Here is a 17015-nt window from a genome sequence, read left to right as displayed (position 1 = left end):
GTTCGGATGTCGGGGCGGCCGGTCAGGATCCGGACGGCGACGTCAGTGCCAGGCCGGCGACCGCGTGAGGCTCGTCCTCACCCGCGGTCGCGTAGACCGCGCCGGCCGTGCCGGCGTTGAAGGCGCCGACCGCGGCGACGCACTGCGGCACCCCCGGTGCGCCGGAGCAGGACCCCCAGGCGACGGTGAGATCGTGGCGCGGTACCTCGGGCAGCCGCGTCGTCCCGCGGGCCCCGCCGGCCGGCACGTGCCGGTCCACCGGCTCCGCGGACGTCACGGCGGCCAGGCCCGCGAGGCAGGCCGCCAGATCCGCGCCCCGCGCATGCCCGTCGAGCACGGCCTCGGGACGGTCGGCGCCGGGCAGGGTCACCCCGGTGCCGGTGACGACGATCCCCCGGTGGGCGTGACTTCTCATCGGGCTGCCTCCGGTACGGCCACCGCGTTCATGCCGCCGAAGCCCGGGGCGTCGACCTGGGCGATGGTGACCGGTTCACGGGCGGCGGCTCCGGTGACGAGGCGGAACCCCTCGGCCTCCGCCAGGGGTTCGGTCAGGCCGGCCACGGGCGGTACCACCCCGTGCCGCATCGACCGGACGGCGCTGATCACGCTCATCACCCCGGAAGCGCCCCCGTTGTGCCCGGTCATCGACTTGATCGCGGTCATCAGCGGCACCCCCGCGGCGGCACGGGCGAGCAACGCGGACGCTCTCCCCGGTACGTCGCGCCCACCGGGATGGTCGTCCATCTGGTAGGCGTACCGTCCCCCGAAAGGTGTCCGGTCGAAACCGCAGAATTTCCGTACCCCGCTGTGGCCGTCGCACAGCTCCGCGAACATCTCGCCGGGATCCGCACCAACCGCGGACACCGCGCCCGTCCCGGACACCACCCAACTCATGTAACCCCCCGCTCAGCCCGGTCGGCTGTCCCCCGGCAGTCAGCCTCACCTGTCGCCGTGGGGGAATAAACCGTTCTGCAGCAAAGTGCCACGCAGCGTGCCGTCTTCCCCGGCTGTGCCAGCATGACCTCATGTACACGACGAAGGCCCTGCCCGGCGTGGCGCGTCGGACCGTCCTGGCGGCCCACGCCGTGCCCCTGGTGACGCTGCCCGCGGCGCTGTGGCGGCTCGCCTTCGCGTTTGGACTGCCGGTGTCCGAGATGCCCATCCCGCACGCCTGGCAGGTGCTGTACGTGGTCGGCCTCGCCGTGATCACCGAAGGGCTGGCACTGCTCACCCTGGGCCTGGTGCGGCCGTGGGGGGAGACCGTTCCGGGCTGGATCCCGCTGCTGGGAGGGCGCCGGGTCCACCCGCTGGCGGCGACGGTACCGGCCGTGCTGGGCGGGCTGGTGCTGGCGTTCCTGCTCTACCGGGCGTTCTGGTCCTACTCCATGCACATCGGGCCGGAGGGCACCGGCACATCGGGGCAGTTGGCGCTCCTGCTGGTCTGCTACATCCCTATGCTGTTCTGGCCGCCGCTGCTCATCGCGGTCGCCCTCGCCTACTACCGGCGCAGGACGGCCCCGCCTTCCGCCGGTGATGCCCTCCGGGAAGACGCGGCCTGAAGCGGCGGACGCCGCCGGAACCCGGCGGGCGGCCTCGCCCTCGCGCCAGGCGCGGAGCGGGTCACGTGCGGCACCCCAGCACGATCGGGGGTGGTGAACTGCTGTGGTGCGACTCGAACAGCCCCGCGGTGCTGGTGCGGGTGATGAACCGGACAACGCTCCGCGAATCGGAACGATCTTGGCCCCCAAGGAAACAGCCTCTGATCAGGGCCTTTTCTGATCGGTGGCCCCCAAGTGGTCCCCAGCGGCCTGGCGCAGCATCAAACCGATGACCTGTCAGGGAAAAGCAAAATACCCTCTGCGCTTGCTTGCTACCGGCCACCACCATCGGGCGATGCGCTCACGACTCAATCAGCCGCTCTTTCGCGCACTTGAGCTCCGGCGCACACCGGTTGGCATTCGACGGCGTCATATTCACTGCTCGATGTTCAGCACAGCCCGGCTGTGCAGCAGTTCAAAGCCCCAGGGGCCGGCGAGGGCGCCCGCGCGGCGCCGGTGGCGCCACGCGGGCTTCGTCCTGCTGTCGAGCGCCGTCAGCGCTGGTCGGCCACGAAGGAGGCCATCCAGGTGAGGGCGGAGTTCCAGTTGATGGTGAGTTCGTTGGTCGACCAGGACTGGATGTCGTCGATGAAGCAGAACTGTCCGATGCAGCCCTGGAGTTTACTCTGAGCGAGCGGGTCTTGGATGCTCGAGTTCGGACCGCCGGACAGCGAGCCGACGGGCGGACGGGGCAGCTCCGGGTCGAGCTGGCGGGCGTACCAGCGGCTGTGCTGGTTCTCCGCGCTGACCTCGCCGTAGCCGGTGACGTACGAGATGTTCAGGGCGTTGCGGCCAAAGATGTAGTCCATGCTCTGGACGGCCCCGTCGCGGTACTTCGCACTTCCGGTGATGTCGTAGGCGGTGGCCAGGACGACGGCGTTGTTGAGCATCTGGTGGGTGGAGCCCCAGTCGTACCTGTGGCCCGCGGGGGCGTACGGCATGCCGTACGGGTGGGCCTTCAGCGTGGCCAGGTAGCGGTCGGCTCCCACGCGTACGGACTGGCGGACCTTGTCGCGACCGGGCAGCCGGTTCGGGACGGTGGCGAGGTCGAGCCGGGCGGGGACGGCCGTGCCCGCCCAGTCGAAGCTGACCGGCTTGAAGATGTCGGCGCTGTGGACCGGGGACTTCAGGAGGTGGTCCTCGAACTCCTCGGCACCCGTGGTCAGGTACAGCTCGGTCGCCGCCCAGTAGAACTCGTCGGTGGTGTCACGGTCGGCGTAGGTGCCCCCGCCGATGCCGTCGCTCTCGGAAGCGAGGACGTCGGGGTGGGCGAGGGCCGCGACCCAGGCCTTGCGGGCCGCGGCGAGCGCGGTGGCCGCGAACCGGGAGTCGTACGGCTTGTACAGGCGGGCCGCCTGGGCGGCGGTCGCCGCGAGGTTCAGGGTGGCCGCGGTGGTCGGCGGGTGCAGTTCGCGCTTCTGCGGGTCGGCGGAGGGCATCAGCGGCAGGCCGGTCCACTGCTCGTCGTGGATCTTGTGGTGGGCCATGCCGGCGAGCGGCCTGCCGTCCGGCACCTGCATCTTGAGCAGGAACTCCAGCTCCCAGCGGGCCTCGTCGAGGATGTCGGGGACCTTGTTGCCGCTCTCGGGGATGTTCAGCGAGCCGTCGCCCAGTTTCTCGGCCTGCCCGGTGCGGGCGAACTTGGCGCGCTCGTAGGTGCTGAGGAGCTGCCAGACGGAGATGCCGCCGTTGACGACGTACTTGCCGTGGTCGCCGGCGTCGTACCAGCCGCCGGTGACGTCGAGGGTGTAGTCGCAGACACCGGGCTGGCAGGGCACGTTCCCGTCGCCCTGGTTGGGGGCGATGTCGACGTGACCGGCCTCGCGGCCGTACCCGGGCCGCAGGTCGTCGCGGATCGCGGTCCCGCTGCGCTGGGTGTAGTAGAACTTCGCGGCGTCCAAGCGGAGTTTCTCGTAGGCGGCGGTGCCGATGTCGAAGGGGCGGCTGATCTCGCCGTCGGCGACCAGGGTGAGGTCCGTCCCTGCGGTGCGGTGGTCGCTGAAGTGGATCGAGTGGACGTTCTGCCCGGAGGAGGGGTCCACGCCGCGGGGGACGCTCCAGCCGCGGGCGATGACGGCGCCGGAGGCGTTCTTCAGCTGCCACGGCTGCCGCACGGTCGCGTCGGTGACGAGAGTGGCGTTCTTGGGCCCGCCGGGCAGGTAGCCGACTTGGTTGACCCTGACCCGGGGGCCGGTGTCGGGCTCGTACCGCTCCGGCGGCACCCCACCCAGGAGTGACACGTCGTCCAGACAGAAGCGCCAGGGATCGGAGGCGCCGCCGAGCTGGAAGGCGACCTGCCCCTGAGTGGTGTCGACGGGGGAGGTGAAGGTGTAGGTGTACGTGTTCCCGGAGACGCTCAGCTGCGGTGTGACCTCGTGGTACGCGTCGTACGGCGAGACCTGCAGGCCCACGACGGCACGGACGGAGTTGCCCTCGGGCGTGCCCGTCGCGCTGAAGCTGAACCGGTAGGACTCCCCCTTGACGAGCGTGAGGTCGTTCTGGCCGACGCCGGCGTCCCAGCGGTTCACCGTGCCGCCCGGCACGTCGGCGCAGACCCTGCCGTCGGACAGCCCCAGGGTGACGTTGTCCGACCACCAGCCGTCGGTGGTCGTGTCGAAGGTGCCGTTCCTGATCTGCTCGACCTCGTCCGCCCCGGCAGGGCCGGCGGGCACCGCGGTGAGACCCGCGGCTATCAGGGCGGTCAGGGAGAGCAGGGCCGTTCTACGTCTGTTCACGTCTGGGCTCCTCGATGGGGGCGAGCGGCTCGCCGGCATGGGAGCGCTCCCATACTGGCGATGGCCATGTTCGCGGCACCGGCGCGGCGCCGTCAACGGCCCGGACAGGAGGGGATACCCGAGGCGTCGCCTTGCCGCGGAACACGTCCGGAACGGACCCCGCCGCGACGGGTTGTCAGGTACACCCTCAGCCCCTACAGTGCACCGAGCCAGGTGTGGGAGCGCTCCCATAAGCCCGTGACGTTCCCGTCATCACTTCACCCACTTCTTCGATCACTATGTCGATCACTCTTTAAGGGAGGCCTCCCGCATGCCAGCGTCACGGCACCGCCTCAGCGCCCCTCGTGGCATGCTCGCCGCGTTGCTCACCGCCCTGGCCAACGTCGCGGCACTCATGACCGCCGCGCCGGTGGCCCGGGCCGACACGCTGATCTGCGATCAGTACGGCTCGACCACGATCCAGGGCCGTTACGTGGTCCAGAACAACCGCTGGGGCACCGACGCCGCCCAGTGCGTCACCGCCACCGACACCGGCTTCCGGGTGACCCGGGCCGACGGGGGCGTGCCCACCAACGGCGCCCCGAAGGCGTACCCCTCGGTCTTCAACGGCTGCCACTACACGAACTGTTCGCCGGGGACCAAGCTCCCCGCCCAGGTCAGCGGCATCGCCACGGCGCCGAGCAGCATCTCGTACGGCTACGTCGGCGACGCGACGTACAACGCCTCGTACGACATCTGGCTGGACCCCACGCCCAGGACCGACGGGGTGAACCGGACCGAGATCATGATCTGGTTCAACAAGGTCGGCCCGGTCCAGCCGATCGGCTCACAGGTCGGCACCGCCACCGTCGGCGGGCGCGGCTGGCAGGTGTGGACGGGCAGCAACGGTGCCAACGACGTCATCTCCTTCGTCGCCCCGTCGGCCATCTCCAGCTGGGACTTCGACGTCATGGACTTCGTCCGGGAGACCGTCTCGCGCGGCATGGCCCAGAACAACTGGTACCTGACGAGCGTCCAGGCCGGCTTCGAGCCGTGGCAGAACGGCGCCGGGCTCACCGTGCATTCCTTCTCCTCCACGGTGAACCTCGGCGCACCCGGCACCGGCGAGCCGGGTCCCGGCCCTGCGACGGCCTGCAAGGTGACGTACGCGCCGACCGTCTGGACCGGCGGCTTCACGGCCGAAGTCACGGTCGCCAACACCGGTTCGACCCCGGTCGACAACTGGGCGCTGTCCTTCACCCTGCCCTCCGGACAGCGCATCACCCAGGCATGGAACGCCACCGTCCCCACGGCCTCCGGGACCGTGACGGCGACCGGGCTCGCGCACAACGCGCGAATCGCGGCCGGAGCCAGTCAGACGTTCGGCTTCCAGGGTACGTACAGCGGCGAGTTCGCCGCGCCGTCCGGGTTCAGCCTCAACGGCACCGCCTGCGTATGACCTGATCCGCGGCCGGTCCGGCCCTGATCCGCCGGACCCGCCCGGCCGCCCGCGCGCCCGACCGGCGCGCGCCTCCCCAGAGCGCCTCGCCCCTCCGGCGGAGTCCCACCCCGGAAGGGCGAGGCGCACCATCGCACGACACCGCACCGCACCGCACCGCACGAGGAGACACTCCCCACCCGCATACAGGAGAAACAATGGCTGGACGCAAGAGACGACTTGCTTCCCTGGCTGCCGTGCTCGCGACCCTGCTCGGTGGAATCGGCCTGACGTTACTCGGCCAGGGCAACGCGCAGGCGCATGGTGTCACGATGACGCCGGGCTCGCGCACGTACCTCTGCTGGCTGGATGCCAAGACCAGCACCGGCTCTCTGGACCCGACGAACCCGGCGTGCAAGGCGGCGCTCAGCGAGAGCGGCCCGAACTCGCTGTACAACTGGTTCGCCGTACTCGACTCCAACGCGGGCGGGCGCGGCCCCGGTTACGTCCCGGACGGAAAGCTGTGCAGCGCCGGTGACCGGTCGCCGTACAACTTCACCGGGTACAACGCCGCCCGCTCCGACTGGCCCCGTACGCACCTGACGTCCGGAAGCACGATCCAGGTCAAGCACAGTAACTGGGCCGCGCACCCCGGCTCCTTCAGGGTGTACCTCTCCAAGCCTGGCTACTTGCCCAGCTCAGAACTGGGCTGGGACGACCTGGAGCTCATCCAGACCGTCACCGACCCGCCGCAGTCGGGTTCGCCGGGCACGGACGGCGGCCACTACTACTGGGATCTGAGCCTGCCCGAGGGCCGTTCGGGTGACGCGGTGATGTTCATCCAGTGGGTGCGCTCGGACAGCCAGGAGAACTTCTTCTCCTGCTCCGACATCGTCTTCGACGGCGGCAACGGCGAAGTGACCGGCATCCGCGGCTCGGTTGGCACCCCCACGCCGACCCCGACCCCGACTCCCACGCCGACCGACCCGCACACCGGGTGCATGGCCGTCTACAGCGTGACCAACTCCTGGAGCGGCGGCTTCCAGGGTTCCGTAGAGGTCATGAACCACGGTACGACAGCGCGTGACGGCTGGGCGGTGAAGTGGACGCCCGGCGCGGCCACTCGGATCAGCAGCCTCTGGAACGGCGGGCTGACAACCGGTTCCGACGGCACGGTCACGGTCAGGAACGTCGACCACAACCGGACCATCCCGCCGGACGGCAGCGTCACCTTCGGGTTCACCGCGACTTCGACCGGCAACAACCATCCGGTCGGCTCCGTCGTCTGCGTCAACCCGTAGCACCGCCATCGGAGCGAGGCGCCGGTTCCCGCTGGCGGGGAACCGGCGCTGCCCGCCTCGTGGCCACGGCCGTTGCACCCGGACGGCCTGCGGAAACTCCATGCGAGAGCGCTCCCATTCCGGGATCGTGACACGGATGAAGACCGAGACGATGACCGAATCGTTCGTCCGCCGCTACCGGCCGTCGGACCGGACCGCACTCGCCGACATCTGCGTCAGGACAGCCCACAAGGGCGGCGACTCCTCCGGGCTGTACGCCGATTCCGAACTGATGCCCTCGATCTTCGCATACCCCTACGTGGAGCTGGAGTTGGAGTTCGCCTTCGTCCTGGACGACGGCGCGGGCCGGGCGGTCGGATACGTCCTGGGTGCCGCCGACACCAACAGGTTCGCCCTGCGGTTCCGTACCGAATGGCTCCCCAAGGTCGCGGCGCGCTATCCGGAGCCCGCCCGTGAACCCGCCACTCCGACCGAGGAGATGGCCAGGCTGCTGCACACGCCGGAACGCATGGTCCGCGATACGAACTCGCCGCGTATCCCGCACATTTGCACATCGACCTGCTGCCGCCGTGGCAGGGGCGCGGGTACGGGCGCGCCCTGATCCGCACGCTGCTCGCGGAGCTGCGGGCCGCCGGCGTGCCCGCCGTCCACTTGTGCATGGTGCAGGCGAACACGAAGGCCCGCGCGTTCTACGACCGGCTGGGATTCGCGCCCTTCGCGGTGCCCGACCCCGGCCCCGCCCGGTACCTGGGCCGGCCGACGGCGACCGACGCGCTGCTCGACGCCTGACCGCATCGACGGCACGGGGCTGTCGGTGCCCTCGTTCAGGTTCTGTCCGTTCGGCCCTACGGGTGGGCCGCCGCTCGACGACCCGGCGGCCTACCACGCGGCCTCCGTCGCCGGGCCGCGGCAGGTCGCGGTCCACACCCCGACGGCCGTTGCCCAGGCGTTCCTGGACGCCAGCGGGCCGAGGAACAGCGCCTGGGCGGAGCCCGTACGGTCGTGGCACGGCGCCGGGCCGCTGAGGTGGTTCTTCCGGACGGCCGCTTGGTGTACTTCCACTCCGACCCCGTCCGGACGCCCGACGGGCAGGAGGTCTGGCGTCTCACCTTCGGGACGCAGGAGCGCCCCTGCGCCGCCGCCCTCGCATATCCCCCGGCCTCCCGCGCCTCCCGGGTCACGCAGGACCACCCCGTGACCGCCGTACGGATCGGCGACGGATGGGTCAGGTCCAAGCTGGCCGAGGTCATGCTCCGCGCGCAGCCACCGGCCCGGGACCGGGCATCTCAGCGGCGGCGCGCGCCGGTGATCGCCCCGTTCGTCGGCCCCGCCCGAAGACCTGCCCCGGGGCGGACCGGGAGACCCCCTCGCGTCCGGTTGTGGATGCCGGGGTCGTGTTCGAAGACGACTTCGGTCGGGGTCCGGCTGGTGCACGGCGTTCTCGACATCGCTGGCGGGCCCGCCGTCGCGGCCGGGCCGGCCCGGCCGGGCCGCGACGCTCGGCGGGGAGGTTCGATGGCGGCAGGGTCACAGCAAAGGGCGGGGATGGCTGGTCCGGTGCGCGCAGCTTGCCGCGCAGGACCAGCCACCAGGCCGGTGAACGCGCCGAAGGCGCCCGCCAGGCCACCCCGGAGGGCCTCCAGGTCCTCCGGGGCGTCCCCGCCCGACCTGTGACCCCCGCCGGGCAAAACAGCCCACCCACCACGCCGAACGCCATGCGGACCCCGTCCGGGCGGGAATCAGCCCGGGCTGGCAGGTCGGCCGTGCGCGCCGTCCCGGTCTCGTCCGGATGTCGCTGCCGGCTTGCCGGTGCTCCTGCCGCGTACCGCCGGGGCCTGCGCCACCGGCGGCCGGTGCACATCTCCCCGCTCTTGCGGCCTCCCCCGGAGGTGCCCGACGCACTACGCGGCAGCGTGCCGCGTGAGCACCAAGGCCCTCCCACCCACCGAGGGCCTTGGTGACCAGCTGCTTCCCCGCGCGCCGGCGAGATCGGCAGGTGCCGAGTGGCACACACGGGTGAGACGCGTGAGCCTTGTTCCATGGGCAGGGACCGGACTTTCCCCGCGATCGGCCGATCCCCTTCACCACCCCCCTCAACGCCCCCTCGACACTCCCGGAGGTCCGCGATGTCCACACTCACCTGGGAACAAGGAGGGGTGATCACCGCCAGCCACACCGATGAAGGATTCGGCGGGCCGTACGCGGCGTATCCCACCCAGACCGTGCACGTCCGCGTCGACAAGGTTCCCATTCCCCCGCCCCCTGACGGCTGGGGAGTGCATGTTCACGTGGGCCTCGCCCGCCACCAGGCCGAGCACGCGGAGATCGGCATCATGTCCGTAACCAAGGTGGGCCTCGGGCCGGACGTGACCTTCGACCCCTGGGAAGCAGCGGCCTACGGCCAAATCCTGGGGTTCACGGTGGGCGCCTACGCCAAGGATGGTGACATGCGAGGCTGGTGGTTCTGGCAACTGTGGCAGTGGTGACGCCGCGCCGCCACCCGAGCGAGCCCCTCCGGGAGGGCTACCGGCGCCCCGGTGGCGGGGAGGACCACCGGCCGGTGCGCACCTGACGGCACCCGGCCGCACTGCGCCGGGCCTCTGCGCCAGATACCCGGTGGCCCGCCGCGGCGGGCCACCACCCTGGGAGGGGGACGGCTGATCCCGTCCCTCCCTGGTGGTCTGCCGTTGCGGAAGATCGCGCGGGGCGAAGTCGGGTGGTCCCCGCGCAGGCGGAGGTGATTCGAGGTAGACGAACAGGTGCCGCCACGCGGAGGCGTACCCCCGGGCAGTCGGGGTGTTCCGGTCAATACTTCCACCGGGCCGGTTCCCGGAAGGCCCGTCGGCCAAGATCCGGACCATTCACGGTCCAACCTCGACATTGCTCATCACTGGACGCCCGTTTCCCCTGGTCAGCGCTGATATGACCCACGTACCGCCAGCAGACCAAGAACCTCCTCGTTTCCTACTCCCCCAAGAAGCTCGGCCTCTTCTGACGGCCCGAAAAAGGGCGCCTGATCCGGGATTTCACCCGCCAGGCGCCCTTACCGCCGTGCCGCTGCACCGTGAGTCGATATTCGCCTTTACTCCCGGTTCCTCCCATCCGTATCCCACCTCTGACCAGCTGTTCCGGGGCATTTCCGGGCCAGATCCGGCCCAAGGCGCCGGCCGGCGCGTCCTCATGTTCGTCACATCGCCGCATGGAGTCCTCGATCAGACGGTTCGCGTGATGACGCGCATCGGCGAGGAACGTGGCGTAGAAGCGGAAGAGGACCTGGATGCTCTGGCCGGCCCGGCGCGCGCACTCGGCCGGGTCAACACCGGAGGCCAGCCAGAAGGAGATGCCCGCATGACGCAGGTCGTAAGGCCGCCGCGCGAGTTCAAGGGCCAGCTCGTCGAGAGCAGCGCTGCCTCACGTGCTCGGCGCCAGGTGATGCCGTAGGCCGCAGCGTCGATGTAGTTCCCGGCCACGTTCCGGAATACACGCCCGTCCGGTACCACACCGAAACGTTCCATGTGTTCGCGGCATCACGCACTACCGCCACCACTGCGGCTGGCTCTACCCGGCTCGGCCGCCGGGGTGGCCACCGCGGCAGGCGCGGTCGGCGGGGTGGTCGCATCGGGCTCGGCCGGCGGCGTCTTCCGGCCGCCGGCCAGCCGCACCAGGAACGGCCGCCTCACTGGCTCTGACCCTGTCTCTGGGCGCCGGTGGACACGGTTCCGGAGTTGTCCCCGCCGATGGCGACGGACCGCTCACCGGACACCGACACGGTGTTCGGCGGCGGGGCTGGTGGGGCGGAACGGATCGCGGTCGTCGAGGAACAGCGGGTTGGAGGTGGCATCGATGTGCAGCTCCACCGGCTCATCAAGGCCGCCAACGAGCAGGTACCCGGCGTGCCTGCACGTCCTGCCCCCCGTTCTCGGGAAGGCCGAGGCGGCCACGGCCGGCCCGGGGGTGGCATCTCCACGACCGCCTGCGGGGGCAGAACCGTACGGGGCATCCTGGCCTGAGGACGGTTGGGGAGGGCAACAACGTGCACTTCGCGTTCGTGTGCGGCTGGTGCGGTGAGGACAACGCCGTGTGGGGTGAGCCCGTCGCCTCGTGGTGGACTGACACCTACCGTGTGCCCGACGACTTCGAGTGCTGGGCGTGTGGCGAGATCAGCACCACACCGCCCCCGCCGTGGACACCCGCCGGCTAGACCCGTGCGGTTGCGGCCGCCGTCGAACGCTGCCGGGCGCGTCCGATAGTTGCCGCACGGGCCTTCGTACACGACGGCCGTTGAACGCAGCGCGGGAGCGTGTCGGTGAAGGCTGCGGGGCGAGCGGGTCCGTGGCGGCTGCCGCAGCACCGATGAGTTCTCCGTCCCTCGGGAGTCTCATCGTTCGCAACATACGCCACAGGCCGTACGGCCTCACGTGAACCGGAGAGACGGACATGTCAACAGCCCGCGAGCGGTCAGCCGCTGCCGAGGCCCGGGTCATCTCCACCGACGGCACCGAGATCGCATTCGAGCAGTCGGGAAGCGGGCCGGCCATCATCCTGGTTGCCTCAGCGCTCGCCGACCGCTCCGACACCACCAAACTCGCGGCTCTCCTCGCCCAGCACTTCACTGTCGTCAACTACGACCGGCGTGGACGGGGGGCCAGCGGCGACGCCGAGACCTACACCCCCGACCGCGAGGTCGAGGACATCGCCGCCCTGGTCGAACACCTCGGCGGAACGGCATCGCTGTTCGGCTCGTCCTCCGGCGCGGTCCTCGCCCTGCGCGCGGCCGCCGCCGGGGTGAGCATCGACCGTCTGGCCCTGTACGAGCCGCCGTTCGTGGTCACCGAGGACGACGACGGACCGCCCGAGGACCTCGCCCGGCAGATCACCACGCTGCTCGCGGAAGGCCGGAACAGCGACGCGGTCACCTACTTCATGACCAGGGTGCAGGGCATGCCCCGCATCGCCGTGTCCTTGATGAGGCTCATGCCGAAGACGTGGGCGAACCTCACCGAGCTGGCCCGCACCCTGCCCTACGACATCGCGGTCATGGGCGATACCCAGCAGGGCAGACCGCTCGATGCCGAGGAATGGAAGGGGGTGACCGCGCCCACTCGTGTACTGACCGGCGGCAAGAGCCCGGCAGCCTTCCAGCGCGCCGCCCGCGCCGTCACCGAGATCCTGCCGCGGGCCGACCACCGCACCCTGCCCGGCCTCAATCACGGCGCCGTCGTCATGGCCCCGAGGAAGATCGCCCCTCAGATCACCGCGTTCATCAAGGAATGAGCATGTGGTCCGGGCGGGCCGGCGGCCGGACATCGTGCTCGGCCAGACAGGGAGCACCGACGCTGCCCGGCCCGTCCGGGGCCTGGCCCTGCGCGACCGGACAGATGCGGTTATCGCCTCCTGGCGCCTCACCTGACGGGTCCGAGGAGATGACCGTGGTCAGCCGGTCCCGCCGCGGACAAGCCGGAGGGCAACTTCGGCGCGGGCGGCCAGGTCGAGCGGATCCAGGTTCTCGGTGCAGGAGGCATGGACGATGCGGTCGAGGCCGGCGCCGAGAAGTGGGGCGGCAGTACGAAAGGTGCACCGACTGCGACAACTGCGCCAACATCGCAAAATCGCGCAGGGCGTGGCGGGTACGGATCGCGGCCGGGGTCGACCAGGAGCTGCTCGGCCTGACGGACGGCGAGAGTCGGCGCGTCCTGGAGGAGCGGCGGCGCGAGCACGCCACTGCCGAGGCGGAGCACCTCGCCTGAAGGCAGGAACAGGACCGCGCAGAGCTGGCCCCTGGGTGCGGCCCGGCGCCGCACCGAGGCCCTGATCGTGGAGGCCGGCCTGGTCGCGACCACCTGGGCGGCCGACCTGACCGACGCGGCCGACGTCGCCACCGTCACCGCCCACGTGCGCTCCGCGCTGGAGGCCCAGAGCGCGACCGCCCAGGAGACGCTCCTTCAGCTGACGGACCCGGCAGCGACAATCGCCTCCGTGGTGTCGCCGTGGGCGCGCATCTCCTATGCCTCGGTGACCACGCGCTGCTCGACCAGTCGGTCGTCTTCTTCACGGCCGGCACCCCATCGGGTCGGCCGGAGTCCCCGACCTCGACCAGCTCCGCCAGGCACTCATAGAGAAGACCGAAAAGGGCGCCAAGCGTTCGAGCACGACGGCCCGGCCGCAACCGGCGAGTAGACCGGACCGGCCGTACGGGTGCATGCCATGCCTTTTCCGGGGTATCCGGGCCCCGATAACGGGGTGGCTACAGGACGAGGGTGGCGGTGTGGGCTCGGTGGTGCACAAAAACGAGGACCAGTCACTGGCGCGCCGCCCGGTACTGTCCGCGCTCGCTTTCGAGGGCAGCGAGCCGATCGCCGAGGCCCGCAGTGCGACCCGTCGCTTCATGACCGACGTTCAGGCAGTGCACGGCATCCCGGTCTCCGACCGCGCGATGGGAACCGTGCAGCTGGTCGTCAGCGAGCTGGTCACCAACGCCTACAAGTACGCGCCCGGCCCCTGCATGCTGGACCTGGAAGTCAGCAACGGCACCGTCCGGATCAGCGTGTGGGACACCGACCCGACCCTGCCCGCAGTCTGCCCCGCGGACCCGAGCCGGATCGGGCAGCACGGCCTGGAGATCATCATGGCCGTGTGCCAGAGCTTCGAGGTCCGCCGCGAGCCGGTGGGCAAGCGCATCACCGTCGCCATCACGCTGGCCGACGACCCCGGCGGGGCCCCGGCCGGCCGCCTGCTGTGACCATTCCCGGGCATCCGAACCATGATCAAGCCCAGCGCCACGGCTGGTCCCCGTACCGCGGTCACGGCGGGTACGGGGACCAGCCCGGCACGCCGGGCGCGAGAGCGCGGACGATGTCGGCGCGATCAACGCCTTCACCGACGCGGACAACCACGACGCCCTGACCCTGCTGCGGGCCCTGCGCGGCCAGGTCCTCCAAGCGGCCTGCCCCACCCGCGGCACGCCCTGGTTTGGCCCGCCAGCCCCAAGAACGGTGGGCCCATGGGCACCCGCGACCAGCGGGGTGTCGTCGAACCGGCGCCGCCGCCGCTCACCGCGGCCCGTGCCCGGGAGATGACGGCCAGGCTGCACGAGGCGATGGACGATGTCCGGCGTTCCGCTGGCGGTGCTCGCCGTCCGGGTCCGTGACGCGCACGGGCCGCCCGCGTCGGGCCCCCTCTGACACATCCCACTGCGCAGCGGAGTTCGGCATCAGCCGCGTGCAGGCGCACCGGTTCCTCGACGCCGCCCGTGCCCTGGGGTGGTCCGGGGCGGAGGGGGCTGCCTCGTATCGCGGTAATGCGTGGTCCCCGCGCAGGCGGGGGTGATGCGAGACGAAGAGGTGCCACCACGCGGAGGCGTGCCCCCGGGCAGTCGGGGTGTTCCGGTCAATACTCCCACCGAGCCGGTTCCCGGAAGGCCCGTCGGCCAAGACCCGGACCATTCACTGTCCAACCTCGACATTGCTCATCACTGGACGTCCGTTTCCCTGGTCAGCGTGATGCGACCCACGTACCGCCAGCAGACCAAGAACCTCCTCGTCCCCTACTCCCCCAAGAAGCTCGGCCTCTTCTGACGGACCGAAAAAGGGCGCCTGGCCCGGGCCCTCGCCCGCCAGGCGCCCTTACCGCCGTGCCGCTGCACCGCAAGATATTCGTCCACACCCCCGGTTCCTCCCGCCCGTATCCCACCTCTGACCGGCCGTTCCGGGGCATTTCCGGGCCAGATCCGGCCTGATACTCCAGCTGTAGATCGTGGTCTTCATGTCTGGGTGTCGGCGGCCAGTCGGATTCCCCACGTACGGCCAGTGGGAATGCAACTCTCCGTTCCGGCTCGGGGCGGGTGCCCGATGCGGCCGGTTGTGTGTGTGAACGTGACCGGCCCGAGGCCATGTTGGTGTGGGACAGGAGATCAGCTGTCCGCGGAGTGGTCCTGGCCGAGGAGTTCTGCCGCGAGTTCCATGCAGCGGATCCGGGCGGGGGAGAAGTCGTGAGGCATCTTGGTGACCGCTTCGCAGGCGCTCTTCTGTGCGGGCTCCTCGCCCTTCAGGTCGGCGTCGTAGGTCTCGAAGAGCTTCTCCTCGTCCGTGTCCAGTCCGGCCGCCTCGATGGCCTTCTCCAGGGCTTTGTGGTGGGCGTAGCGCTGTGCGGCGAGTTCTTCGACACGGGGGTCATGGGGATCAACGCCGTCGTCGAGGGCGGCCTCGGCGGCGTCGAGACGGTCGTCCTCGGCCCTGAGGTCGGTGTGGGTGGCCAGCACGATGAACACGCTTGCCTGGACTGCGGCGCCCAGCGGGCCGAAGACCCGTTCCGTGACCAGCAGGGTGTCCAGGTCGGAGGGGCGCAGCGCGCCCGGGGGCAGGTGGCCGAGCCGGTCCGTCACCGGTTCGGAGAGCAGCCCGAGCGGGCTGCCCACGGCCCGCAGGCGCTGGACAACGGCGCGCTGGCGTTTGACGTCGGCCTCCTTGGCGGCCAGGGCTTCCTCCAGCCGGCCCAGGTCCTCCTCGATGTCCCGGGCCTCGTCGAAGGCGGCCCGCATGTCGTCCAGGCTGATGCCGGCGTCTGCCATCTTGCGGATCCACAGCAAGCGGATCATGTCGTCGTAGCCGTAACGGCGGCGGCCGTCCCCGCCTCGCTCGGGTTCCGGCAGCAGACCGATCTCGTGGTAGTGGCGAATCGCGCGCGAGGTGGTCCCGGCGAACGCGGCCGCATCACCGATCTTGACCTGGCGGGGAGGTGTGAAGGAGGGGTGCATCGCGGAGGGAGCCTTTCGTGCTGTGGTGTCTCGACGACATCACATGCCGCTACGGCATGTGCAAGGACACACCTCTCAGGCGCCACCAGCAGCCGGGCCCGTCCACCACCGGAAGCCATCCAGCACAACGACGCTCCCGACTCCCTCCGGCGGGCCTCCCCACGAGGAACAGGTGCTGGATCTCGTTGCAGGTCGGCGGGATCAGGTCGTCCGGTCCGGCGCGGCGTGTGGGTTCGTAGGTCTCCTCCACCCCACCTGGATCCGGCCGTCCTGACCAGGGTGCGCAACGAGACCGGCCCGGTGGAACGGCAGCGGTGGTGGGCGAGTCCGCCGGTGGTCGTCGCTCACCATTCCCGGGTGGCGATCAGCTCCTCCACATCCGCGTCCGTGAACCCGTATGCCGACGCCACAAACCAGAAGTCCTCAGCGATCACCTCGCGCGCAACCGTCTCGATCTCACTCCCGGCTGCCTCGAACTCTTCCTCCAAACTGTTGAATTCCTCCGTCGCGGCCTGGCTGAGCGCATACAGAACCTCCAGATCCGACGGCTGCTCAGCCTCGATCCGCTCGCACAGCCGCAACAGGATCGCCCTGCCCCGGTCGACGACGTGATCGGGGAAGTACGAGTCCGCGTACATCTGCCGCAGGAACATGTGCCCTGCTACCTGCTGGTTCGTGATCGGCATGGCGCTTCCCCATCTGCTTGGAAGAACTGACGCGCCGATCATGCACGGCACCACTGACAACAACGCCGTCCACGTACGCCAGGCCGGTCGTCCGGCACTTCTGCAACAGGCCCAGTTGGTGAGCGGCGGTAGCTGATGAGGGCCGCGGCGATGCCGTCGAGCGATCACGCCGTCGGAAACGGCGACCTGCACCGGCCCGCGCGCCGCGTCCCTTCACCTCCTCAGCGAAACGGAGTACCTCTCATGCCCTCCTCCCGGGCACCGCCCGCCCGGGTGACCGCGGCACCGGCCTCGTGGCAATCCCCGCAGTCCTTGGGACGGACGGGCTCGACCAGGCCCTCCCGGGCCAGGTCGAGCAGCGCCTCGCACACCGGGGTGGCGGAGACACCGACGTCCTCGCCAGGCGGGCGCGGAGCAGACCTTGCCGGCCGCGTCGGGGAACAGGGCGGCCCGCAGGGCGTGGGGCCCCGGTCACGCAGGCGCTCCCCGGTGGCGACGAGGGTGCGCTGCATGAGGTTGCCCCCTG

General features: G+C 70.5%; 13 protein-coding genes and 2 pseudogenes. 9 read left to right on the top strand and 6 right to left on the bottom strand.

Annotated features, from left to right (window positions below):
• Positions 1 to 22: 22 nt before the first annotated feature.
• Together IHE55_RS28445 and IHE55_RS28440 are read right to left on the bottom strand one after the other, a co-directional pair.
• Positions 23 to 415 (bottom strand): hypothetical protein, encoded by a 393-nt coding sequence (locus tag IHE55_RS28445; protein WP_197991654.1) that lies wholly within the window; start codon positions 413 to 415, stop codon positions 23 to 25.
• A complete protein-coding gene (locus tag IHE55_RS28440) occupies positions 412 to 894 on the bottom strand; it encodes a hypothetical protein (RefSeq protein ID WP_197991653.1) in 483 nt (160 codons plus the stop codon). The genes IHE55_RS28445 and IHE55_RS28440 overlap by 4 nt, the downstream gene beginning before the upstream one ends.
• A 131-nt stretch (positions 895 to 1025) precedes the next feature.
• On the opposite strand from IHE55_RS28440, the gene IHE55_RS28435 reads away from it, so the two are divergent.
• Positions 1026 to 1559 carry a hypothetical protein gene (locus IHE55_RS28435; protein ID WP_197991652.1) on the top strand — a complete coding sequence of 178 codons (534 nt, stop codon included), beginning with the start codon at positions 1026 to 1028 and terminating at the stop codon, positions 1557 to 1559.
• A 533-nt stretch (positions 1560 to 2092) separates the two neighbouring features.
• Here the strand turns inward: IHE55_RS28435 and IHE55_RS28430 are convergent.
• The gene (locus IHE55_RS28430) at positions 2093 to 4333 is read right to left on the bottom strand and encodes a glycoside hydrolase family 9 protein (RefSeq protein WP_197991651.1); all 2241 of its coding nucleotides are present in this window, start codon (positions 4331 to 4333) and stop codon (positions 2093 to 2095) included.
• 310 nt (positions 4334 to 4643) lie between these two features.
• Between IHE55_RS28430 and IHE55_RS28425 the strand changes: the two genes are divergently transcribed.
• The 8 genes and pseudogenes from IHE55_RS28425 (at position 4644) to IHE55_RS28390 (ending at position 13790) form a co-directional block, all read left to right on the top strand.
• Complete coding sequence (locus IHE55_RS28425) at positions 4644 to 5771, top strand: glycoside hydrolase family 12 protein (RefSeq protein ID WP_197991650.1); 1128 nt, start codon at positions 4644 to 4646, stop codon at positions 5769 to 5771.
• A gap of 197 nt (positions 5772 to 5968) precedes the next feature.
• Entirely contained in the window at positions 5969 to 7051 is a 1083-nt protein-coding gene (locus tag IHE55_RS28420) for a lytic polysaccharide monooxygenase (RefSeq protein WP_197991649.1), read from the top strand.
• Positions 7052 to 7202: 151 nt separating this feature from the next.
• Positions 7203 to 7840 (top strand): annotated as a pseudogene (locus IHE55_RS28415) (GNAT family N-acetyltransferase).
• A gap of 1367 nt (positions 7841 to 9207) precedes the next feature.
• Positions 9208 to 9537, top strand: coding sequence for a hypothetical protein (locus tag IHE55_RS28410; RefSeq protein WP_197991648.1), 330 nt, complete (start codon positions 9208 to 9210; stop codon positions 9535 to 9537).
• 565 nt (positions 9538 to 10102) lie between these two features.
• Positions 10103 to 10492, top strand: coding sequence for a hypothetical protein (locus tag IHE55_RS28405; protein ID WP_197991647.1), 390 nt, complete (start codon positions 10103 to 10105; stop codon positions 10490 to 10492).
• A gap of 996 nt (positions 10493 to 11488) precedes the next feature.
• Complete coding sequence (locus IHE55_RS28400) at positions 11489 to 12325, top strand: alpha/beta fold hydrolase (protein ID WP_197991646.1); 837 nt, start codon at positions 11489 to 11491, stop codon at positions 12323 to 12325.
• 278 nt (positions 12326 to 12603) lie between these two features.
• Positions 12604 to 12798: a hypothetical protein gene (locus tag IHE55_RS28395; RefSeq protein ID WP_197991645.1), complete on the top strand. Its 195-nt coding sequence runs from the start codon at positions 12604 to 12606 to the stop codon at positions 12796 to 12798.
• Between the two features lie 527 nt (positions 12799 to 13325).
• Positions 13326 to 13790 (top strand): ATP-binding protein, encoded by a 465-nt coding sequence (locus tag IHE55_RS28390; protein ID WP_372442785.1) that lies wholly within the window; start codon positions 13326 to 13328, stop codon positions 13788 to 13790.
• Positions 13791 to 14960: 1170 nt separating this feature from the next.
• On the opposite strand, the gene IHE55_RS28385 is transcribed toward IHE55_RS28390, so the two are convergent.
• From IHE55_RS28385 to IHE55_RS31925, 3 genes and pseudogenes are all read right to left on the bottom strand, one after another.
• Positions 14961 to 15803 carry a MerR family transcriptional regulator gene (locus IHE55_RS28385; RefSeq protein ID WP_197991643.1) on the bottom strand — a complete coding sequence of 281 codons (843 nt, stop codon included), beginning with the start codon at positions 15801 to 15803 and terminating at the stop codon, positions 14961 to 14963.
• A gap of 344 nt (positions 15804 to 16147) precedes the next feature.
• Complete coding sequence (locus IHE55_RS28380) at positions 16148 to 16489, bottom strand: DUF5713 family protein (protein ID WP_197991642.1); 342 nt, start codon at positions 16487 to 16489, stop codon at positions 16148 to 16150.
• Between the two features lie 311 nt (positions 16490 to 16800).
• Positions 16801 to 17001, bottom strand: a pseudogene (locus IHE55_RS31925) (GntR family transcriptional regulator); the annotation flags it as partial.
• Positions 17002 to 17015: the final 14 nt, after the last annotated feature.

The sequence above is a fragment of the Streptomyces pactum genome (genome assembly GCF_016031615.1).
Classification (GTDB): domain Bacteria; phylum Actinomycetota; class Actinomycetes; order Streptomycetales; family Streptomycetaceae; genus Streptomyces; species Streptomyces pactus.
This window is presented reverse-complemented; position numbering and strand designations above follow the sequence as displayed.

Excerpts from the sequence above, each read along its gene's own strand:
- IHE55_RS28425 (WP_197991650.1), top strand. The coding sequence starts at position 4,644 with ATGCCAGCGTCACGGCACCGCCTCAGCGCCCCTCGTGGCATGCTCGCC.
- IHE55_RS28400 (WP_197991646.1), top strand. The coding sequence starts at position 11,489 with ATGTCAACAGCCCGCGAGCGGTCAGCCGCTGCCGAGGCCCGGGTCATC.
- IHE55_RS28380 (WP_197991642.1), bottom strand. The coding sequence starts at position 16,489 with ATGCCGATCACGAACCAGCAGGTAGCAGGGCACATGTTCCTGCGGCAG.
- IHE55_RS28385 (WP_197991643.1), bottom strand. The coding sequence starts at position 15,803 with ATGCACCCCTCCTTCACACCTCCCCGCCAGGTCAAGATCGGTGATGCG.
- IHE55_RS28440 (WP_197991653.1), bottom strand. The coding sequence starts at position 894 with ATGAGTTGGGTGGTGTCCGGGACGGGCGCGGTGTCCGCGGTTGGTGCG.
- IHE55_RS28445 (WP_197991654.1), bottom strand. The coding sequence starts at position 415 with ATGAGAAGTCACGCCCACCGGGGGATCGTCGTCACCGGCACCGGGGTG.
- IHE55_RS28435 (WP_197991652.1), top strand. The coding sequence starts at position 1,026 with ATGTACACGACGAAGGCCCTGCCCGGCGTGGCGCGTCGGACCGTCCTG.
- IHE55_RS28420 (WP_197991649.1), top strand. The coding sequence starts at position 5,969 with ATGGCTGGACGCAAGAGACGACTTGCTTCCCTGGCTGCCGTGCTCGCG.